The following is a 22,114-nucleotide window of genomic DNA, read 5'->3' on the forward strand; positions in this document are numbered from 1 at the left end:
TTACTTCCTTTCTTGAGGGTATATTTTCCTATTGAGGGCGGTATATGCATAAACAGGATAGAGATTAGACGTATGAAAACTGAAGGAAGTTCCTTAAGACCAAAAATTTTCCATAATTTTGCCTGATGATATTTCTGTAACCTACCTGGCTAAGTCATCTACTTTGGAAAATTATTAAAGGAATTTTTAGGGAGCCTAAAGAATATCTAAAAAATACGCTGATTGGAATCAGCGAAAAAATAGATAGCTGTGGGGTCAAAGTCGATGAGTTTAAGATTTATCTGTGGCAGAGCAGGAAGTGGAAAAACACGCTTTTGCCTTAATGAAATTAAAGCAAGAATATGTTCCGGCACCACCAAACCAGTGGTCTTGCTTGTGCCGGAACAGTTTAGTTTTCAGGCCGAAAGGGACCTGATCACAGTGCTGGAGACGGGCGGTATCTTGAAAACCGAGGTCTTAAGCTTCCGGCGCTTAGCCTTCCGGATTTTCCACGAGGTGGGCGGTATTACGTACCCCCACATTCATCCTGCCGGTAAATGCATGATTCTCTACCGGATCCTGGACAAAATGCGGGATAGCTTCCATGTTTTTGCCAAGTCCGTGGACCGGCAAGGCTTTATCAATACGCTGGCCACCTTGATTACGGAGTTGAAACGGTACAATATTACCCCCGAAATCCTGGAAACTGCCGGGAAGAGGCTTGATGATGAGGACCCGTTAAAGGACAAGCTGATGGAATTGCATGCCATTTACGCCATATTTGAACAGACTTTGAGAGAGAGATACCGGGATGCAGACGATGACCTGTCCCAGGCTGCAGAAAAACTTGGCGCTGCTTCTCTTTATGAGGGTGCCGAAATCTGGATTGACGGTTTTTCCGGCTTTACGCCCCAGGAATTCCAGGTGATCGGGCGTCTGCTCCGCAAGGCGGAACGGGTGAATATCAGCTTCTGTACCGATGGGTTGGATGGGGATAATGCTTCTGGTGATACGGATGTCTTTTCTGCGGTAAAAACCGCTTACAGAAAGCTGGTCAAGATCGCCCAGGAGAATGGCATTGAAATAGAACCTTTTGTCCATTTGAACCATCATCCCTTGTTCCGTTTCCGTGCGAGTCCCGAGCTTTCCCACCTGGAAGCTTATCTGAATGCCTATCCGTACAAAATCTACCGGGAAAAAACCAGGGATGTATTGCTTTTTTCTGCGCTCAATATTTTTTCCGAAATTGAGGCTGCCGCCAGGGATATTATTCATTTGTGCCGGGACCGGGGTCTCAGGTACAGGGAAATTGCCGTGGTAACAAGAAACCTGGCCGGTTACGAAAATTTAATTGAGGTTATCTTTACGGAATATGGCATTCCCTGTTTCATAGACAGGAAGAGGGACATTGCCAATCATCCTTTGATCCGATTGATTCTATCTATGCTGGACATTTTCAACGAAAACTGGTCTTATGAGGCGGTATTCCGGTATCTGAAAACCGGCATGACTGAGATCGACCAGGAAAGCATCGACCGGCTGGAAAACTATGTTTTAGCCTGTGGCATCCGGGGCAGCCGCTGGACCGAGGAAAAAGACTGGAATATGAGCCCTGACCTGATTCCGGATCAAAAAAGCCTGGACGCCCAGAGCAAGATGCTGGAAGACGTCAACAGCATCCGGGCGCTGGTTTCGGCACCACTGCTGGAATTCAGGAAGAAAAACAAAGGGAGAAAGAAAGCGGCCGAGCTCTGCGGTAGCCTCTATGACTTCCTATGTACCCTGGGCGTGCCGGAGCGGATAGAAGACAGCATAGAAAGGTTTCGAAAGAGCGGGGATCTGAATCTGGCCAATGAATATTCCCAGGTCTGGAATATTGTGATGGAGGTTTTTGACCAGACAGTAGAGGTGATGGGGGAGGAAACCTTTGGTATTGAGCGGTTTAGCGATATTTTAAAAATTGGATTTGGTGAATATCAAATCGGCCTGATCCCCGCCTCCCTGGACCAGGTGCTGGTCGGGAGTGCAGAACGCTCCAAAAGCCATGAGATCAAAGCAATGTATATCTTAGGTGTCAACGATGGAGTATTCCCTTCTGCGGTCCTTGAGGAGGGCATCCTTTCGGACCAGGACAGGGCAGTATTAAATAAGGCTGGTATTGAGCTGGCCAGCGACACCAGGACCCAGGCCTTTGACGAGCAATATTTGGTATACAGGGCACTGACTACGGCGGGAAATTATTTGAGAATCAGCTGGCCCATAGCAGACCAGGAAGGCAGGACCATGCGCCCTTCGATGGTGATATTCCGGTTACGCAAGCTATTTCCGGCCCTTAGCGAAACCAGTAACATTCTTTCCGACCTTTCCCCTGAAGAGGAGATTGGCCTTGTATCATCCAGGGATCCTTCCTTCAAGCAGATGGTGACGGCTTTGCGCCAAAGAGCCGACGGAAAGGAAATTCCCCCCATTTGGCCGGAGGTGTACCGCTGGTTTGCCGCCCAGGAGGAATGGAAGGAAAAATGCCGGACCGTCCGGAGTGCATTTCAATATAAAAATCTTGCCCGTCCGGTGGGTCAGGATAAAATCCTCGCCCTTTACGGAGACCCTGCCCTGTCCAGTGTATCCAGACTGGAAAAATTCACGGCCTGTCCTTTTGCTTTTTATGTGCAATACGGGCTGGGAGCCAGAGAACGGAAGGTGTACCGTCTCAGTCCGCCGGACGTGGGAACCTTTATGCATGCTGTGATTGAGCGGTTTTCCAGACTTGTTTCGGAAGGAGATCTTTCTTGGCGGAACTTTGACCGGGACTGGTGCCAGGCCAAGGTAGGGGAAATTGTGGATGAAATGCTGCAGAAGATGCAGGGGGCAGGAATTGCAGGCTCCAAACGATACACAGCCATGATCGTCAGGCTGAAGCGTGTGGTATCCCGGGCAGTCTGGCTGATTGCGGAGCATATCCGCAGGAGCAGTTTTAATCCTGTTGCATATGAAGTAGGCTTCGGAGCACAAGAGAAGTATCCCCCCATCACCATTGAGCTTGATTCGGGTGAAAAGATTTTCCTCACAGGAAGAATTGACAGGGTGGACGCGCTGAAAACGGAAGAAGGTACCTATTTGCGGGTTGTTGATTATAAATCGGGCAGCAAAGATTTCAGGCTCTCGGATCTCTACTATGGCCTCCAGATTCAGTTAATCACCTATCTGGATGCCATTCAGCAAGGGCAGCAAGGGGACGACTCTCTCGCTCTCAAAGTGCGACAGACAAAAGAACCGTCCCCTTGTCCAGACAAAGTGGCAGAAGGGCAGACAGAAGAACCGTCCCCTTGTCTCCCGGGGGGGATGCTGTATTTTAAAATAGACGATCCGATGATTAAAGGAAACGGCAAGCTGACTGAGGAAGAGATTGAGCTGGCGATCATGAAGCAGCTCAGGATGAGAGGGCTCCTCCTCGCCGATGTAAAGCTGATTAAGGAAATGGACCACACCATGGAAGGGTCTTCTCTGATCATCCCTGCCACCATCAATAAAGGAGATGTGCTGGGCAAGAATACTTCCGCTGCTACGATGGCACAGTTCAAGCTGCTGCGTAAATACGTGAGAAAGCTTTTGAAGGATTTATGCCGAGAGATGATGAAGGGAAATGTTTCCATTCAGCCATACAAGAAGAAGGGAACCACCTCCTGCACATACTGCAGCTTTTTGCCCGTGTGCCAGTTTGACACGAGCAGGAAAGAAAACGCATTTCGGCTGCTTTATGACAAGGAAAATGATGAAGTATGGAGCCTGATGGGGGAGGAGGGTAAAACAAATGGCTGATCAAAAATGGACAAAGGAACAGTGGGAGGCCATTAGCGAGAAAGACTGCAACCTCCTGGTGGCTGCCGCCGCAGGTGCCGGAAAAACGGCGGTGCTGGTGGAGCGGGTAATCCAGAAAATCACCGATGAGGAGAATCCGGTAGACATTGACAGGCTTCTCATTGTCACCTTTACCAATGCCGCCGCCACAGAAATGCGGGAAAGAATTGCCGAAGCTATCTCTTTGCGCTTGGAGAAGAAACCGGGTTCGGTGAATATCCGGAAGCAGCTGACTTTGCTGGGTAAAACCAGCATTACCACCATCCATTCTTTTTGTCTGGAGGTGATCCGCAGCAATTTTCAAAATATCAATATTGATCCGGGTTTTCGTATTGCCGATGAAACTGAAAGCACATTAATGAGGCTGGAAGCTTTGAGTGAGCTGTTTGAGGAACAGTATGAGCAGGAAAACGCCCATTTCCTCGATCTTCTGGAACGTTATGGCGGTAATAAAGATGACCAGGCCCTGCAGGATCTGGTGCTGAACCTGTATAGTTTTATCCAGAGCAGTCCCTGGCCCCAAAAATGGTTGGATGAAAAGACGGAGAGCCTAAATGTCCCGGCCGGGATAGATTTCGGAGAAACATCCTGGGGAAGCGTGCTTTTGGCTTCGGTAAAGCTTGAGCTGAAAGGTCTGAGCGCGATGCTGTCCCGGGCCGTTGAAGTGTTGAAATCTGCCCAAGGGCTGGAGAAATACCAAGCGGTATACGAGGAAGACCTGACCAATATGGATAGACTCCTAATGATTTTGGATCAAAGGGGTCAGGCATTCTGGGACAGCCTTTTTGAAGAACTGCATGGGTTGGAGTTTGCCACCCTTCCCCGCAGCGGCAAGGAGGTTGACCGGGAGAAGCAGGAGTATGTAAAGAAGATCCGGGATGATGTGAAAACAGGGGTCAAAAAGCTCCGGGAAAAGATGGTCACAGCCGATTCCTGTGAAATTATTACTGATTTGAATACCTTATACCCGATCATGAAGGTCCTTTCCGGTCTGGTCACCGGGTTGACGGAAAAGTACGGGGAAAAGAAAAACCGTAAATCAGTCGTGGATTTTAACGATCTGGAGCATTTCTGCCTGGAAATCTTGTCTGAGAGAGGGGAAGGGGGCCAGTTGAAACCGTCTCCGGTAGCACGCCGCTACCGGGAACGGTTTGCGGAGATTCTGGTGGATGAATATCAGGACAGTAATCTGGTGCAAGAAATCATCATTAGCCTGATTTCCCGGGCGGATACCGCCCAGCCCAATGTGTTCATGGTAGGGGATGTCAAGCAAAGCATCTATCGGTTCCGGCAGTCCAGGCCGGAGTTGTTCCTGGAAAAATACCATACCTATACACCAGATCGGGGAAACCCCTTTCGCAAAATACTGCTCTTCAAGAATTTTCGGAGCCGCAAGGAAGTAGTGGATGGCGTCAATTTTATCTTTAAGCAGATCATGTCGGCACGCGTCGGTGAATTGGACTATACCGATCACGAAGCTTTGAACCCGGGAGCGATTTTTGAGGAAAACGACCGGGACGATTTTATGGTGGGAGGTGAAGTGGACCTGGATCTGATCCAAACCGGAGGCAGGGAGGGTCGGGCCTCACTGGAAACGGAAGAGGAAGAAGCCCGGGAAGATGCCGCCGGGGAATGGTCGGATGAGGAAATGCTGGATCATGTCCAGTGTGAGGCCCGGCTGGTGGCGAGGAAAATTCTTGCGTTGATGGTGCCGGATGAAAATGGGAAACGTTTCTCTGTTTTTGACAAAGATAGGAAAGGGTACCGGCAGGTAGAATTCCGGGATATCGTGATTCTTTTGCGCACCACAAGAAACTGGTCGGATATTTTTTTGGATGAGCTGTTCATGTTGGGAATTCCGGCATTCGCCGATATGGGAACCGGTTTCTTCAAGACCATCGAAGTGCAGGTGATACTGTCTCTTTTACAGATTATCGATAATCCTCTGCAGGATATCCCCTTGCTGGCGGTGCTGCGTTCTCCTATGGTTGCCTTTTCTACCGACCAATTGGCAGAACTCAGGCTGGCGGACCGGAAGGCGTCACTTTATGAGGCGTTGAAAAAATTGGCTGAAGAGGGTCAGGAAAGTACGAAAGAAAAGGCGGCAGCGTTTCTGGAGCACCTTCAGCGCTGGAGAGAAATGTCCCTCTATTTGTCCACGGACCAATTGCTCTGGCAGCTCTATCGGGACACCGGTTATTACGGGATGGTGGGGGCAATGCCGGCAGGAGAACAGCGGCAGGCAAACTTAAGGATTCTTTTTGAGCGGGCCAGGCAGTTTGAAGAGACCAGTTACAAAGGGCTGTTCAATTTTATCCGCTTTATTGATAAGCTGAAGGCCAGCAGAGGCGATATGGGAAGCGCTAAAATCCTGGGAGAGCACGACAATGTGGTACGCATCATGAGCATCCATAAGAGCAAGGGGCTGGAGTTTCCCGTCGTGATTCTTGCCGGGTGCGGAAAGAAATTCAACCTGCAGGATATGAACAAAAGCATTCTGGTGCACCAGGACCTGGGCCTGGGGGCTGACGTTGTAGACCATAAGCGGCGCTTATCCTGGCCGTCGGCAGCCAAGGAAGCCATCCGGGCGAAAATTAAGGCGGAAAGCCTTTCCGAGGAAATGCGCATCCTTTATGTGGCCATGACAAGAGCCCGGGAAAAACTGATCATTACCGGAGCAGTGAATGATGCCGCCAAAGCCGTAGGCAGGTGGTCCGTTTCTGCCGGGATACAGGGGAGCAAGCTTCCGGACTATGAGATGCTAAAAGGTGCTAATTACCTGGACTGGATTGGACCTGCCCTTTTAAGGCATAAAAACTGCACCGTCCTGTTGGATTATCTCAATACCGGCACTCAGTTCTGCGGACTGCCAATGGAGGATGGGTCCCGTTGGAGAATACAGGTGTGGACCAAAAGCGATGTACTCAGCAGCAGGATTTCCGACGTGCATGAGGAAAATGAGTTTATGCGTTGGCTGGACAGCCTGGAGTCAACAGAAGAGCCTACCGATTATCAGGAGGAAATATCGGGAAGATTGAGCTGGGATTATCCTTATCTCAAGGCCTCCCGGGTACCGGCCAAGGTATCGGTTACCGAGTTGAAAAGACGTTTCCACGCGGAGCTTGCGGAACAAACGGTCCCTTTTCCTGATGATCTGCCCCTCCTGGTAAAAAAACCCCTGTTCCTTGAGGAAAGAAAAGGCCTCAGTGCCGCAGAAACCGGTACGGTACTGCACTTTGTGATGCAGCACTTGGATTATGGCAGGGAAGATCTTGCCGCCCAAATGGAAAAAATGGTGGCAAAAGATCTCCTCACCGCTCAGCAGGCCCGGAGTGTGGACTTGGATAAAATCCGCCGCTTCCTGGAGTCACCTTTGGGGAAGAGGATACTGGCTTCCGGAAACATATACCGGGAAGTACCCTTCAATATCGAGATACCCTGCCAGGAACTATATGCGGGTTTGGTTGATGAAGCCTGCCAAGGTGAAACTCTTCTGCTCCAGGGAGTCATTGACTGTTTCTTTGTAGAAAGGGACGGCATTGTCCTGCTGGATTATAAGACTGATTATGTACCTGCCGGGGGAATTGATCGGATCAGAGAACGGTACCGGCTCCAGATCGACTATTATGCCCGGGCCCTGGAGATGTTGACCGGGAAAAAGGTCAAGGAAAGGTATATCTACCTGTTCTGGAATGGGGAAGTGCTGGAGTATTAATTGATATAGGAAAAGACAGGTCCTTTCGAGAATATGCCCTTTGATACATAAATGGTGCATAATCAGAGAAAACTTTTCATTAAGGAAACCGATGTATTGGAGGGACTGATTTTGGAAGAAAGGATTTGGGAAAAAACGGAGGGACGGGTTAGCTATCACGATTCTGTGGAAGAGATGGTAAAGCGGATGCGAGAGGACGGGATGTCTAATGTATTTGACCGCTGGACCCTTCAGGAAAAAATCAGATGTAAGTTCTGCCTGCAGGGATTAAGCTGCCAACTGTGTTCTCAAGGTCCCTGCAGGATTAGTGAAAAGGGTGGACAGGATAAAGGCGTCTGTGGGATCGGGGCGGATGCCATGGCCATGAGAAGTCTTTTGCTCCGGAATGTGATGGGGGCAGGCACTTACAGTCATCATGCCTATGAGGCTTTCCGAACGCTACGGGCTACTGCCCAAGGGAAAACACCCTTTCAAATAAAGGATGCGGAAAAGTTAAAATGGATGTGTGAAAAAGTAGGTCTTACGACCGGCCAGGACACCAATACAATGGCGCTGGCCCTGGCAGACTTCCTGGAGCAGGAAATGGGTAAGGACATTGACGAGCCCAGCGTGATGGTGGAAGTGTTTGCTCCCCAAAAGAGAAAGAAATTATGGAAAGACTTAGGTATCTACCCATCCGGTGTGGTCCATGAAGAGCAGAACTGTGTCGCGAGCTGCTTAACAAATGTAGACGGCGATTATGCCTCACTGGCGAAAAAAGCGCTGCGTCTGGGTCTGGCGACCATTTATACGGCCCAGATCGGCCTGGAAATGGTGCAGGATATCCTGTTTGGCACGCCGGCCCCCCATGAAGTTGATGTAGATTTAGGTATTATGGACCCGGATTATGTGAATATTGTTTTTAATGGTCATCAGCCCTGGGTGGGGGTAGCTACCTTACAAAAAGCCAGGTTGCCTGAAATCCAGGAAAAGGCAAAAAAAGGCGGGGCAAAAGGCCTGCGCATTGTCGGATCCATTGAAACCGGCCAGGAGTTGTTGCAAAGATTTGAGGTAGATGGGGTGTTTGTGGGATTAATGGGCAACTGGTTGGCCATAGAGCCTCTTTTAGCAACGGGTACCGTTGATGTCATGGCCATGGAAGAAAACTGTTCTCCCCCGGCAATTGACCAATATGCGGAAAAGTATCAGGCCACGCTGGTCAGTGTGAGTAATATTATCGGGGTTCCAGGATTACAGCATCAAATGGCATATCATCCGGCCCAAGTAGATGCCATGGCAGATCGGCTGATCGATCTTGCCCTGGACAACTTTAAAAAACGCAAGGGCACAGTCGTGCCGAAGGTGCCGAAATTTACCCAAAAAGCAATCGCCGGTTTTTCCACCGAGGCCGTGCTGAAAGCGCTGGGAAACAGACTGGATCCCTTGGTCGATGTGATCAAAGCCGGCAAAATTAAAGGAGTAGTTGCACTGGCAAACTGCTCTACTTTAAGAAATGGACCCCAGGACTGGAATACGGTAAATTTAGTTAAAGAATTGATCAAAAAGGACATTCTGGTAGTAAGTGCCGGGTGCGGCAACCATGCTCTTGAAGTAGCGGGACTTTGTAATCTTCAGGCGATTGAAATGGCTGGCTCAGGTCTGCAGGAAGTATGCAGGATGTTAAAAATACCACCTGTATTAAGCTTTGGCACTTGTACGGATACGGGAAGAATATCCATGCTGGTAACAGCCTTGGCGGATCACTTGGATGTAGATGTACCCCAACTCCCCATTGCGGTAACCGCGCCGGAATGGATGGAACAGAAGGCTACGATTGACGGGGTCTTTGCCGTTGCTTATGGGGCATATACCCATCTCTCGCCCACACCTTTTGTTACGGGTGCTCCCCAGCTGGTTAAACTGCTCACCGAAGATGTGGAAACATTAACCGGGGGAAAAATCGCTTTGGGTGATGATCCCAAGGAAGCGGCGGATCATATTGAGGCTCATATCCTGAGCAAAAGAAAAGATTTGGGACTCAGTTAGACACCAATCAAAACGGCAGCTTCACGAAACTTGGAAGCTGCCGTTTTGTTCATTGGAAAAGCCGGAATCCAGAAGGACTATGAAAAAAGTGACATTTTTTCAGAAAAGAAGGGCCTCTTTTCGCCGGGGGCTTAGATGATTAGCAATGGGAGAGCAGGCGATCAGCGACTTAAAACCTCTGTGATGGTAATGGAATAGGTGGAGTAGTCGTTTGTTAAATCCAGATAATATGGTTCAACCTTTTGCGTACCATCATTAATAATTTTCACCAAAGGTCGCATGGTACAAAGTTCATTGTTTCTTACCACATAACCCTCTTTTCCGTCACTGAGCTTAACCAGGGTGCCGGATGGATAGGGAGCAATTTTTCTGATAAAGACTTCAACCAAGTTAATATCAAAGGAAATCCCCCCGTTTGACATGATAAACTCAATTGCCTCGGAAGGGAGTAATGCTTTTCTGTATGGCCTGTCAGATGTAAGCGCGTCATAAACATCTGCAATACCGATGATTCTTCCAAAAAGGGAAATATCATCTCCTTTTAATCCATAGGGATATCCGGTTCCGTCATATTTTTCGTGGTGATGTAAAGCGCCCAGGCATAATTTTTCCCGGAGTTTAAATTTTTCTTTCAGGTAGACATAGCCCAGAGCGGCATGTCTTTTTATTAGCTCCAGTTCTTCAACAGTTAAAGGGTCGGACTTGTCGATGATTTTTTTTTCAATAAAAACCTTGCCAATATCGTGCAAGATGGCACTTATGCCCAGATCGTACAATGTTTGTTTCGGCAACCGGAGGGAAATCCCCATCATAATGGATAAAACTGCCACATTTACGGAGTGGTGAAAAGTATAATCGTCAAAAAATTTCAGGTCAATCATATTGACCATGATCCCTCTGTTGTTTATGATATCGTCAATAATATCTTCAATAACTTCATGAAGAATTTTGGTATCTTCCTCTACGGATTTTGCCGAAGGGGCATGGATAAAAACATGTTTCACGACCTTAACGGCAGTGGCCCGGATTTTTTCACTAATGACATCCTTTGCTTCGATCTCTTTCGTTTCATCATCTTGAATATAGATGCCGATGATTTTTAAAATATTTAATTTTTCTACATAATGACTATTTAAAACCGTTCCTTTGGTTAGCCAGATTTCTCCGTTTTTTCCATAGATCGTATTGCTAAGAATAGAACCTTCTTGGACACAATTTACAGGTATAAATCGCATTTTTGAACACCTTATCTTTCTATTTTACACAATACATAAAAATTATATCGGCATAAATACTCGAAAGTGAATACCTAATTAAAAATTTTTTTTATTTTTCTTATAAAATCCTAAGAATTATGGATAAGGCCTGATCCCGTTTTGATCTTTAAGTTTAGGTTAAGAGGCAGGAATAGATGATCTTTTACCGAATGTTTTGGCTAACTAAGAATAAAGGTGGCGAGACATTTGGGAACACCTGCCCAATTAGTAATAGGGGAAATATATACTTCGCGTGAGATTTTAGATATTATGAAGACAAATGACGACCTTGTATTATGTAATAATGTGTACATATTGGCAGATACCGACCGGGAGCGGTTTAAAGTCAAAGAATGTATGCGCACCTATGTTCATTCCTGTTTTGGGAAGCAGTATTATTTGCTACCGAATACCAAACAAAATGTTTATGTAGTTGAGAAAGTTGAAAGCTAGCTTATCCTGGACCAAAGAAAAGGCCTCCTAAAAGGAGGCTTTTTTGTAACTTAAATATCAGGCAAGGTGCGCCATGAAATGGTTCCTTTTTTTCTCTGTAAATTTAGCGCATAAATGATGAAATTGCCAAGTAAACTAATTTATCGGCAGTGTTGTCGCCGCAAATGGCTATAGAAATAGCAAAGGGGGTATGGGACATGTCAACGGTTGTTGCTGTAAAGAAAGATGGGGTAATTGCCATCGGAGCAGATTCTCTTTCCAAGTTTGGCAGGACAAAACAGCACTCTGAGTACATCAAGAATTACTCGAAAATTTTTCAGGTGGGAAAAGCCTATATTGCCTGTGTGGGAGATGCGGTGATTAGTCACGCTTTACGAAGCTATTTTGGGAAAAGGAAGGAGATGCCCTCCCTGGATCATGCAGACCAAATCTTTGAGGTAGTATGTGATTTGCATAAGTCATTAAAGGAAGACTATTTTTTAAATCCCACCGACCAAAACGATGATGATTTCGAGTCTTCCCGGTACGAATGCTTAATTGCCAGTCCCGGGGGAATTTTCGGCGTATATGCCCTGCGCTCTGTGGATGAATTTACTAAATTCTATTCCTTTGGGTCAGGAAATGAATTCGCCTTGGGCGCCATGAAAACAATTTTCCCTGCTGCTGCTGCAGAAGATATTGCCCGTGCCGGCCTGGAGGCTGCTGCGGAGTTTGATGATTCCACCGGATGGCCTTTTGAGATTTATACCCTTTCTCTGTCTTAATCTTCTACTTCGTCCCAGGACAGAGTAGTTACCCGGGTCGTTTCACCAGCTTTTTTTTCTTTTTTGGTCGCTTTTTGTTCTAAAATATCCTCCATGCCCGGGGCAATGGTAGGTTCTTTTTTCTGATCGGACATCCTTGCCACCTCCCGATTTAGCGGTTTTTCCTTGCATAGTATCATACCCGGGGAAAATGTATTAGCCAAAAAGCCTTTGAAACCAGGATTTTTTTCCTAAATCCCGTTTCGATCTGTCTAGAACGTTGTCTTCCGCGGCTTCAAAGACCGTTGATTGCCGATTTTTATCGGATGTTTCCGTAGCATGGTTCTGGTTGTTGGGACTATTTTTTTGGGATGCGTGTGTGAATTGACCTTGGTTCGTTTCTTTTTCGCTCATGTTGGACAGCTCCTTTTTTTACCCCGGGTATGTGGAATTAGTTTACCCCTGATATACGGTAAAATATTACTATCCTTTCTTGTGTCCAATTATCTGGTACTTGCATAGCATGTAATGAAAGGAAAATAAGGAGGGATTGAGATTGGGTATTTTAAGCGGTTTTATGGGCCGGGATAAAGATTGTGGTATTTTTGGCGGGGATGACGAATGTTTTGATATTATCATTATTCTTGTGATCATTTTTATTTTTTTCTGTTGCTGCTGTAAAAGGTAAAATGGTTGTCCGGCTATGGTCCATCATCAGAAGGTCTTACATAAAAAAACCCCTGTTCTCGTGGACAGCGGTTTTTTTGCTTGAATATGCTCAGAAAGCGGCAGAGCTTAATTCAAATACATCAGGTATTTTAACATCAACCAAAAATGAGAAAAGCTTCCTGCCAATACAAATAAGTGAAAGATCTCATGAAAACCCAGCCATTTTGCAGAAATGCGCGGCCTTTTTGTTCCGTATATGACGGCACCAATGGTGTAAAGAAAACCACCGATCACTAACCAACTAAATCCGGTGAGGGGAATGGTTTTTATTAAAGGGAAAAAGGCGATTAATACCAGCCAGCCCATAAAAATGTAGATGATGGTGGAAATCCAACGGGGACAATTTCGCCAAAAGATTTTCAGAAAAATTCCCAATATGGCGAGGCCCCAGATGCTGCCCAGCAGGCTCCAGCCCCAGGCGCCCCGTAAGGGAATCAGGCAAACCGGGGTGTATGTACCGGCAATTAAGACAAAAATCATGATGTGGTCGATGCGCCTAAGAATTTTCACACCTTTGTCCGAAACGGGGACAAGATGGTATAAAGAGCTTGCTGCATAAAGCAGAATCAGGCTTGCGCCGAAAATGGAAAATGATACGATATGCCAGGGAGTAGAGAAATGCGCCGCATTCCATACCAAGAGAATAAGCCCGGGAATAGAAACCAAAAAACCGAATAAATGGGTCAAGCCACTTACCGGATCTCTAAATCGGATCATGATCATAGCTCCTTTTGTTTGATTACCTTTATTACTTTATTATAGGAAATTTTTTCAAGGATTTCAAATGTTCCTGCCTGAAAAACAATAAAAAAAGAAAGCCGCAAGAAAAGCGGCTGTTGAAAAAAAGAAAAGACAATGTTGTTATTCATTAGTAAGGGGACTGTTCAATGGAAAACAAAGTTGGTTGTTCAACGCATTTTGATTGTATCATTAAAGCAGCAGGAAAAACAATAAGGTGAAGGCATTCGGTCAAGATATTCAACTTTCACAACAAAAAAATAAACAAGCGGTCAGGGGAGAGGGGTATGTCCCAATTATTTTGATTTCAGGTAGCCTTCTGCGGCTAATAATTCTGCTGTGAGCACGGACCCTCCGGCAGCACCCCGCAATGTATTATGAGAGAGGCAAACAAATTTGTAGTCAAACAAAGAGTCCTCCCGCAGCCGGCCAATGGTGATGCCCATCCCTTTCTCCTTGTCCCGGTCACATTTTGTCTGGGGCCTGTTTTCTTCCGGGCAATAGGTTAAAAACTGTCTGGGGGCACTGGGAAGATTTAATAGCTGGGGCTTGCTTTTGTATTCTTGCCATAAGTCCAGAATGGTTTCCTTTGGTGGTGTAGACTCAAAAGAAACATAAACTGCGGCCATGTGGCCTTCGGTCACCGGGACACGGATGCATTGCGCGCTAATCACCGGCATGGTTGCATGCTCGATGATGTTGTCCTGTACATGCCCCCAAATTTTTAAAGGCTCCAATTCACTTTTGCTTTCTTCACCTTTGATAAAGGGAATGACATTATCGGTCATTTCCGGCCAGTCGGCAAAGGTTTTTCCGGCACCGGATATGGCTTGATAGGTGCAGGCCAATATTTTGGTCGGTTTAAAGTGCATCAGGGGAGTGATGGCCGGAACATAGCTTTGAATAGAGCAGTTTGGTTTTGCCACAATAAAGCCATATTCTGTGCCCAATCTTTTGCGCTGATGGGCAATAACGTCAAAATGCCCGTCATTAATCTCGGGAATGACCATTGGAACATCAGGAGTGAGGCGATGGGCCGAATTATTTGAGATCACTGGGGTTTCCTCTTTGGCATATCTTTCCTCAATTTCTCTGATTTGATCACCGGGCATGTCAACGGCACAAAAAACAAGGTCCACATCACGGCTGATCTTCTCTACGAGACTGACGTTTCTTACCGTGATATTTTTGATTCCTTCCGGTACCGGTTCGTTCATTTTCCATTTGTTTTCGACCGCCTCATGATAACTTTTCCCTGCTGAATGTTCACTGGCGGCGATCACTTCAATGTAAAAGAAAGGGTGATCGGCCAATAAGGTGACCAAACGCTGCCCCACAAAACCGGTCCCGCCGAGAATTCCTACTTTTAGCTTTTTTTTCATTACGCACCTCCGACAATTCTTCCTGTATGTTTTTGACAGTTCGGATTTTCCTATGCTATTATTATAATTGACATTTTAAGCCATAGAAATGGCATAAAATGTCCAAAACTATGTAAAAAGTGGGTTTTATTCTGAGATGCGCCTGAGGAATCCAAGAAAAGGAGTGGCCCGATGGTGTCAAATGAAGATGCTTTCGCTGGTAAAAAGGGTTACTTGGAAAAAGATTTTGAGTTTTTCCACTTGACCGACAAGAGGACGATGCATTTTGAGTATCATTACCATGATTTTAATAAGGTTATAATCTTTCTTTCTGGTAATATCACTTATTTGATTGAGGGAAAGTCCTATCAGCTGAAACCCTGGGATATTTTATTAATAAACAATAATGAGGTTCATAAGCTATTGATGGATCCGGAGGAAGCATATGAAAGAATCGTGATTTGGGTAAACAGCTCTTTTTTATCCAAGCATCTTGACGGGGAATGTAATTTGTTCACCTGCTTTGAAATGGCCTTAAGACAAAGGTGCAATTTGCTGAGATTGGATCCCCAAGCCCAACATCAATTGAGTTATCTCTTGGCCGAACTGGAGAAAGCTTTTGAAAGTGAAGAATTCGGCACTGGAATACTGAAGAATTCTTTGATGCTCCAATTTTTTGTGCTCATGAACAGGTTTTATTTACGACAGAGGGACAAAGAGCCGGAGGGGATTAAGTTTAGCAAGGAGATCGCCGCTATTTTAGATTATATCAATGAAAATCTGGATCAGGATTTATCTTTAGAGAACCTTTCTGCTGTTTTTTTTATCAACAAATATCATTTGATGCACAAATTTAAAATGAACACCGGTTATACCGTGCACAATTATATTTTGCAGAAACGATTGATCAAAGCAAACATGCTGATGCGCAAAGGAATCCCTGCTGGAGAGGCATGTATCTGTTGCGGTTTTAAAGAATATTCCAGCTTTGTCCGCTCTTTTAAGAAAATGTTTGGACTTTCTCCCCGCAAGTATCACCAGGCGGTCCCAGACATGAACCAGTAATTTCCTTTTGGTTAGGCCCGGGGAATTTTTGATCGCTGGTATTTTTTCGAGATTTTCAAAAAGGATTCCGATATTCTGTTCACTGCTTCGAAGATTATTTTTGCCGCCGTCATGAACATCAATGTTTTTGCCACCGTTTTTTTCACATTTGCCACCTTCTTTTTCAATGATAGTATAGTGTTTACGAAAATGAGGCAATCATTCCTGGTATATTTCGTCTGAAGGCTTCAATTTTTTGTGTGTCATAGGGCAAGATACTACGAAACCGGGTATCGGGCTCAAACAGAAAAAAAGCAGGTGTTGGGAGGAAGCATATGAATACGTTAAGGGTTGGTCTGGTTCAAATGCATGTCGGGTACTCTAAAGAAGAGAATCTCCAAAAGGCGAAAGAGATGGTGCAGAAGGCTGTCTCTAAAAATGCCCAATTGATCGTACTGCCGGAAATGTTTAATTGCCCCTATGATAATCAATTTTTTCCTGCCTTTGCCGAGGAGGAAGGCGGTTTCTCCTGGCAGGAATTGTCCCGCATGGCCCTGGAAAATGAAGTATTTTTAATCGGCGGATCTATTCCGGAAATAGATGACCAGGGCTGCATTTATAATACTTCATTTGTTTTTAACCGGCAGGGCGGGCAAATAGCCAAACACAGGAAAGTGCATCTCTTTGATATCGATGTGAAGGGAGGCCAGTATTTCAAAGAGTCGGACACCTTAAGTGCCGGAAATGAGGCGACGGTCTTTGATACGCCTTTTGGCAGAATGGGATTGATCATCTGTTACGATATCAGGTTTCCTGAACTAGCGAGATTGTTAGTAGCAAAAGGGGCAAAGTTTATTATTGTTCCCGGCGCTTTTAACATGACGACGGGGCCTGCCCATTGGGAAATTCTTTTTCGGACCAGGGCATTGGACAATCAGGTCTATATGATGGGCGCCGCTCCGGCGCGGAATGAGGAAGCAGCATATGTCTCCTACGGGAATTCGATCATTGTGGACCCCTGGGGAAAGGTGGTCCAAAGGATGGATGGAGAGGAAAATATTTTGATTGAAGACTTGGAACCGGCGAAGATTGAGAGGGTCAGAACAGAACTTCCTTTATTAAAACATTTACGCCAGGATCTCTACACCCTGACAGAACACCCCTACGTTACCCCCAAAAACGGCAGATACTAACCGAATCTTTTTTCAGCACCAAAAAAAATTAGGGGGAGTTGAAAAGATGAAAAAGGTGTTGTTGATGTTGTTGGCTGTAGTTTTCCTAGCAGGGGCAGTGGCACCGGCGGCCTATGCCTCTCAACCGGCCCATGCCAAGGGATCCGACAAGGCAAAAATGAATCAGGCCCTAAAATTTAAAGACGTGAAAGGACACTGGGCGGAAAATGTTCTTCTGGAAATGAACGCAAAGGGTTTCGTGAAGGGTTACCAGGATTGTACATACAAACCTGCTAACGTCGTGAGCAAATTAGAGGCTGTAGTGATGATTGTGCGCGCTTTAGGGCTGGAAGAAGAGGCTCAGGAGGCAAAATTGTCTGCACCCGTGAAAAATGAGAAACAGATCCCGTCCTGGGCCGCCGGCTATGTCCAGGTTGCCTATGATCAAGGAATTTTAACAGAGGGCGATTTAAAAGCCTTTAGACCCAATCAGGGGGCAAAACGGATCGAAGTTGCCCTTTGGATTGCCCGGGCTCTTGATCTGGACCAAAAAATTCAACAAAAAATTCAATTAGATTTTGTTGATGATGAGGATATTCCTGGGAACTTAAACGGTATTGTGATCATTATGGTTCAAACCGGTATTATGCAGGGAGCTCCCGGACATTACTTTTGGCCCAACAAGCCGATTACCCGGGCGGAAATGGCCGTGTTGCTGGACAGAATTGACGGCAAGGTAGCCGATAATCAGGGCAAGGAGATATCCGGCAAAATAAAGTCTGTTGATGATGACACCATCACGGTAGAAAAAACTGGCTGGACGAAAGAATTTGATTTCTCCGAGGATGTTACGGTCTATCTAGACGGAGATCTGGCTGAGGTAGAGGATCTTGAAGAGGGATACCGGGTAAAAGTAGTCCTTGATAATGATGGAAAAGTCTCATTTGTGAAAGCTGAAGATGCGGAAAATGAGGAAGATTTTGAAGGAGAAATTACGCAGATTGTATTAGGCGACGGGGCTCAGATCACTGTTAAATCGGGGAACAAAGAGAAGGCCTTTCGGGTGAATGGTTCCACGGAAATCGAAAAAGACGGCAAGGAAATCTTTTTATCTGAACTGGAAATAGGCTGGGAGGTTTCTGTAGAATCTGAGAATGGTGTTGCCATAGACATTACGGTAGACAATGAGGAAGATAACGAAGATGACGAAGAAACCGAGGAGGAATATGAGGGAACGATTACCGAGGTAGACTCAATTGGTCATCAATCCATCACGATCGAGGACGAAGATGGGAGAACACATACCTTCGATGTGGATGAAGACACGGAAATCATTCTGGATGATGAAGACCAGGATCTGGAGGATTTGGAATCTGGTTTTGCTGTAACAGTTACGGTTATCGACGATGTAGCCACCAGAATTGAAGCAGAGTCGGAAGAGGAAGAGTTTTCCGGGGAAATTGTGGCCCTTACTCTGGGAGATGAACAAACTGTCGTCATCGAAACGGATGAAAATGACAGGTTTACCTTTGATGTTACCGAGGATACGGAGATTGAATTAGATGGAGACCGGGCAGAATTGGATGATTTAAAAGTTGGGGACACAGTAGAAATAACAGCTCAGAACGGTGCCGCCCTGACCATTGATGCAGAGAGAGAGGACGATTAAGAAAATCCCCGGTATCACCTGCCTTCTCTATTTTGGTGCAAATACCAGGTGATATTTACAATGCCATTGTGCATGTAATAAACTTTCCATATCCATTGAAGCAAGTTCTTAATTCAGATGGAGATTCTTTTACTCCATCTGAATTTTAGAACTGCAAATGCATGACTTAGTTGGCGTTTGACTCCCGCATATTTGGGGACATTCCTAAGAGAGGTGTGTCCCCTGACCGCTGATGGCGGGAGACTTACGCCAAGTTAGTCAGGTTAAAATAACTACCTCCTTTGGGCTAGTGGGGCTGGCGAAACCTGCACATTTGACCAAATGGGGGTAGTTCTTCTTTACTCAGCGCTAAAGCTTTTTGGAGCCACCTGCCTAGCAGGTGATTTTCGTGATACAAAATACAAAAAAGAATAACCGTCTGGAGAACGGTTATAACAGAAAACAACAAAGAAAACTGCATATAAAGGGCATACAATGGACATAAAATTGAGAAGCATGACACAACTTTATTGTAGAGTGTGGGACGAATAATCACAATACTTAGAGGATGTTTGGTCAAAAATTTAAACCAAAGAGCAAAAAATTAAAGGCCTCATTCTCTGATCAAAAAGTTTGAGAATAATCTCACTACTTCATTGACGTTGCAGACATCTTTTGAAGAAGCAGGAAAATGTCCGAATTCTTCAAGAATCTTGTCGAAATATTTGACAAATATATCCTGATATACTATTATTTAAAAGATGAGTTCCTTAGCGATAGTACTTTTTAGTTTAGAAATGGGGAGGTTGTAAACGGGTGGTTGAACGAAAATGTCCCCGGTGTGGAAAGAGAGTTTTCAGTGCCGATACGATTAATGATTGGTATTGCCCCTATTGCGGGGCGAACATTCCCAGGTTTTAAGTTTTTGTTTTTTTAAATTAAGACAATAAAGTACTGTCAAAGCCTTTCTGGGCTTTTTTCTTTTTGCATCAAGTGCTCATGAGAAGATCCGCACATGGACTAATCTTCCATGTGCTTCATTTGTTCTTCAAAACTGGCATGGGGTTCTTCACCATCATGGGTAGAAGCCGCTGGCTGCAGTCCCTTTATATCCCGGGAATGGGCATGGATTTCTTCTTTCTCCAGGAGTATTTCGCTAATATCGTCTGCTTTTACCTGAATACCATTTTGCAAATAGACCGATAAAATCTCTTTTGCTGTGGCTTCATCCACTGGGGGAAAATCCGACAAAGTAATGCGGAATGTTACCTTCATGGTTTAAACCCTCCTCTTATGTATGATTAATAAATCATACCATATTTTTTAGTAAATTTGAACAATTAAGAATATTATATGAATAACTTATTTGCACGAATCTATGATACAATACGAATAAAAACCAGAGGACAAATAAATGGAGAAGACAACCAGTTTGGCTCTTAACCAGGATCAGAAACTTGGTATTCGATACGCTTTGGCCGCTTATGGCGCATGGGGACTATTGCCGGTATATTGGAAAGTGATAAGTGCGGTGCCGGCGGTCCAAATTTTGGCGCACCGGATTTTCTGGTCTTTTATTTTCGTGGGAGGATTACTGATTGCGCAAAAGGGTCATCACTCTGTCATGCACGTAATTAGGACACCGAAATATATGCTGTGTTTTTTGGCCAGTTCTCTGCTTTTGACGACAAATTGGGGCGTATATATCTGGGCCAATAATCACAATCATATGATTGAAACAAGCTTGGGTTATTTTATTAATCCTTTAGTAAGTATTTTACTGGGGATGATATTCCTGAAAGAGAAAATTGAATTTTGGCAGATCGTTGCGGTGTTATTAGCTGGAACCGGGGTAAGCTATATGGTTTTTGAATACGGAAAATTTCCCTGGATTGCCTTAATTCTTGCCCTGACCTTCGGTTTTTACTCCCTAATTCGAAAAGTAGTCCCTGTAGAATCATTAACCGGTTTGTTCATCGAAACAAGTGTAATGACCCCGATAGCCTTTATTTATCTCATAGTTCTAGGGGCAGAAGGAAAAGAAATGTTTTTCTCGGCCGGATTAAAGATATCACTTTTACTAATATTTGCCGGGGTGATTACTGCTTATCCGTTAATGTGGCTGGTAAATGGGGCAAAAAGGCTTCCTCTTAAAACCATCGGCTTTTGCCAGTATCTTGCCCCCAGCCTGATGCTGGTCATTGGTGTGATCATTTATCAAGAGCCTTTTACGGAAATGCACCGCATCAGTTTTTCCTTCATTTGGAGTGCCTTGCTCATTTATTCGCTGTCTACGGCATCCTTTATGCAGAAATTAAACCCATTCGCCAGGAGAGAAAAATGGAGGGGGAGATTATAAAATTTTAAAGAACTTCGAGAAATGAGCAAAATTTATTTTATTGTGAACCCTTGTGCCGGGAACGGTGCCACCAGACGATGGTGGCTCAGCTATTTGCCTGTTTTAGACCGGACAGGCTTGAATTTTCAGTGGTCATTTACCCAGGGGCCCTTTACCGCTCCGGCTATTGCCGCTCAAGCGGTAGATTCAGGCTATGATATTCTTGTAGCAGTTGGGGGAGACGGAACCGTCCATGAAGTCGTAAATGGAATCATCAGAAATAGTGGCTTCACTTTGACCACTCCGGCTTTGGCCATCTGGCCCAGGGGGACGGGATGTGATTTGGGCAGAACATTAGGGATTAGGAATAAAAAGGAAGACTTGATTGGCTTGCTTAGCGGGGGTGAAGCAATCTGGGTGGATGTCGGACAGGCAGAATTTATCAGTAATGATGGAGAAAAAAATCTTTCGCGATACTTTTTAAACGTGGCTGAAGTAGGACTTGGCGGTGAAACAGCGGCTAAGGTAAATGAGACAACAAAGGTTTTGGGAGGCTTTTTTTCTTTCCTTTGGGGATCCTTGACTTCCATCTGCACTTATCGTAGCCCATATCTCCGCATGGTAATTGATGAGAAGCATTCCCGGGAAGGCCGGTACACCCTGATCGCCTGTGGAAATGGCAGGTTCTTTGGGGGTGGGATGATGATTTGCCCAAAGGCAAAAATAAATGACGGCTATTTTGACATCGTCGCAATAGAAGCAATGGGCAAAAGCAATCTCATCTATAACTTGCCGAAAGTATACTCCGGAAGGCATCTGGAACATGCAAAGGTGTGGCATGCCCGGGCTAAATCCCTATTGATTCAATCCCGGGGAAGGGTTCTGGTAAACCTGGATGGGGAACAGCCAGGAATTGTACAAGCAAAATTTACGATCATACCCAAGGCAATTAAATTGCTCGTCCCCAAACAATTTCCAACTATGTTCGGAGAAGTTTAAACCCCATCAACAAATTACCGGATGCTCCAAATTTTTGGGAGCATCCGGCGCCATACGAG

General features: G+C 45.4%; 17 protein-coding genes and 1 pseudogene. 10 read left to right on the forward strand and 8 right to left on the reverse strand.

Annotated features, from left to right (window positions below; all coding sequences use genetic code 11):
• The first annotated feature begins 264 nt into the window (after window positions 1–264).
• From addB to cooS, 3 genes are all read left to right on the forward strand, one after another.
• Entirely contained in the window at window positions 265–3,795 is a 3,531-nt protein-coding gene (gene addB / locus DCMF_RS03030; RefSeq protein WP_148133062.1) for a helicase-exonuclease AddAB subunit AddB, read from the forward strand.
• Entirely contained in the window at window positions 3,788–7,549 is a 3,762-nt protein-coding gene (addA, locus tag DCMF_RS03035) for a helicase-exonuclease AddAB subunit AddA (protein WP_148133063.1), read from the forward strand. The genes addB and addA overlap by 8 nt, the downstream gene beginning before the upstream one ends.
• 111 nt (window positions 7,550–7,660) lie before the next feature.
• Window positions 7,661–9,574: an anaerobic carbon-monoxide dehydrogenase catalytic subunit gene (gene cooS / locus DCMF_RS03040; protein WP_236860170.1), complete on the forward strand. Its 1,914-nt coding sequence runs from the start codon at window positions 7,661–7,663 to the stop codon at window positions 9,572–9,574.
• 161 nt (window positions 9,575–9,735) lie between these two features.
• Here the strand turns inward: cooS and DCMF_RS03045 are convergent, their stop codons facing one another.
• Window positions 9,736–10,809 carry an HD-GYP domain-containing protein gene (locus DCMF_RS03045; protein WP_148133065.1) on the reverse strand — a complete coding sequence of 358 codons (1,074 nt, stop codon included), beginning with the start codon at window positions 10,807–10,809 and terminating at the stop codon, window positions 9,736–9,738.
• A 671-nt stretch (window positions 10,810–11,480) separates the two neighbouring features.
• Between DCMF_RS03045 and DCMF_RS03050 the strand changes: the two genes are divergently transcribed.
• Window positions 11,481–12,047 (forward strand): Ntn hydrolase family protein, encoded by a 567-nt coding sequence (locus DCMF_RS03050; protein WP_148133066.1) that lies wholly within the window; start codon window positions 11,481–11,483, stop codon window positions 12,045–12,047.
• Here the strand turns inward: DCMF_RS03050 and DCMF_RS29050 are convergent.
• Both DCMF_RS29050 and DCMF_RS03055 read right to left on the reverse strand, forming a co-directional pair.
• Window positions 12,044–12,181, reverse strand: a complete 138-nt coding sequence (locus DCMF_RS29050; protein ID WP_214659053.1) for a hypothetical protein — start codon at window positions 12,179–12,181, stop codon at window positions 12,044–12,046. The genes DCMF_RS03050 and DCMF_RS29050 overlap by 4 nt on opposite strands.
• 61 nt (window positions 12,182–12,242) lie before the next feature.
• On the reverse strand, window positions 12,243–12,440 hold the full coding sequence (locus DCMF_RS03055) for a hypothetical protein (protein ID WP_148133067.1): 198 nt from the start codon (window positions 12,438–12,440) through the stop codon (window positions 12,243–12,245).
• Between the two features lie 142 nt (window positions 12,441–12,582).
• On the opposite strand from DCMF_RS03055, the gene DCMF_RS30015 reads away from it, so the two are divergent.
• The gene (locus DCMF_RS30015) at window positions 12,583–12,714 is read left to right on the forward strand and encodes a hypothetical protein (RefSeq protein WP_257790943.1); all 132 of its coding nucleotides are present in this window, start codon (window positions 12,583–12,585) and stop codon (window positions 12,712–12,714) included.
• Between the two features lie 107 nt (window positions 12,715–12,821).
• Here DCMF_RS30015 and trhA read toward each other — a convergent pair whose 3' ends face one another.
• A complete protein-coding gene (gene trhA, locus DCMF_RS03060) occupies window positions 12,822–13,475 on the reverse strand; it encodes a PAQR family membrane homeostasis protein TrhA (RefSeq protein ID WP_214659368.1) in 654 nt (217 codons plus the stop codon).
• 314 nt (window positions 13,476–13,789) lie between these two features.
• On the reverse strand, window positions 13,790–14,875 hold the full coding sequence (gene asd, locus DCMF_RS03065) for an aspartate-semialdehyde dehydrogenase (protein WP_148133069.1): 1,086 nt from the start codon (window positions 14,873–14,875) through the stop codon (window positions 13,790–13,792).
• A gap of 171 nt (window positions 14,876–15,046) precedes the next feature.
• Here asd and DCMF_RS03070 point away from each other — a divergent pair, with 171 nt between their 5' ends.
• Window positions 15,047–15,919, forward strand: a complete 873-nt coding sequence (locus DCMF_RS03070; protein ID WP_148133070.1) for an AraC family transcriptional regulator — start codon at window positions 15,047–15,049, stop codon at window positions 15,917–15,919.
• A gap of 11 nt (window positions 15,920–15,930) precedes the next feature.
• On the opposite strand, the gene DCMF_RS30020 is transcribed toward DCMF_RS03070, so the two are convergent.
• Entirely contained in the window at window positions 15,931–16,065 is a 135-nt protein-coding gene (locus tag DCMF_RS30020) for a hypothetical protein (protein WP_257790944.1), read from the reverse strand.
• Window positions 16,066–16,233: 168 nt separating this feature from the next.
• On the opposite strand from DCMF_RS30020, the gene DCMF_RS03075 reads away from it, so the two are divergent.
• Together DCMF_RS03075 and DCMF_RS03080 are read left to right on the forward strand one after the other, a co-directional pair.
• Entirely contained in the window at window positions 16,234–17,091 is an 858-nt protein-coding gene (locus tag DCMF_RS03075) for a carbon-nitrogen hydrolase family protein (protein ID WP_148133071.1), read from the forward strand.
• A gap of 46 nt (window positions 17,092–17,137) precedes the next feature.
• The gene (locus DCMF_RS03080) at window positions 17,138–18,739 is read left to right on the forward strand and encodes an S-layer homology domain-containing protein (RefSeq protein ID WP_148133072.1); all 1,602 of its coding nucleotides are present in this window, start codon (window positions 17,138–17,140) and stop codon (window positions 18,737–18,739) included.
• A 30-nt stretch (window positions 18,740–18,769) separates the two neighbouring features.
• Here the strand turns inward: DCMF_RS03080 and DCMF_RS03085 are convergent.
• Window positions 18,770–18,835 (reverse strand): annotated as a pseudogene (locus DCMF_RS03085) (IS200/IS605 family transposase); the annotation flags it as partial.
• Window positions 18,836–19,738: 903 nt separating this feature from the next.
• On the reverse strand, window positions 19,739–19,993 hold the full coding sequence (locus DCMF_RS03090; RefSeq protein ID WP_148133073.1) for a hypothetical protein: 255 nt from the start codon (window positions 19,991–19,993) through the stop codon (window positions 19,739–19,741).
• A gap of 139 nt (window positions 19,994–20,132) precedes the next feature.
• On the opposite strand from DCMF_RS03090, the gene rarD reads away from it, so the two are divergent.
• Both rarD and DCMF_RS03100 read left to right on the forward strand, forming a co-directional pair.
• Window positions 20,133–21,077, forward strand: a complete 945-nt coding sequence (gene rarD, locus DCMF_RS03095; protein WP_148133074.1) for an EamA family transporter RarD — start codon at window positions 20,133–20,135, stop codon at window positions 21,075–21,077.
• Window positions 21,078–21,098: 21 nt separating this feature from the next.
• Window positions 21,099–22,055, forward strand: coding sequence for a diacylglycerol/lipid kinase family protein (locus DCMF_RS03100; RefSeq protein ID WP_148133075.1), 957 nt, complete (start codon window positions 21,099–21,101; stop codon window positions 22,053–22,055).
• The last annotated feature ends 59 nt before the right edge of the window (window positions 22,056–22,114 follow it).

The sequence above is a fragment of the Candidatus Formimonas warabiya genome (genome assembly GCF_002777255.1).
Classification (GTDB): Bacteria; Bacillota; Dehalobacteriia; order Dehalobacteriales; family Dehalobacteriaceae; genus Formimonas; species Formimonas warabiya.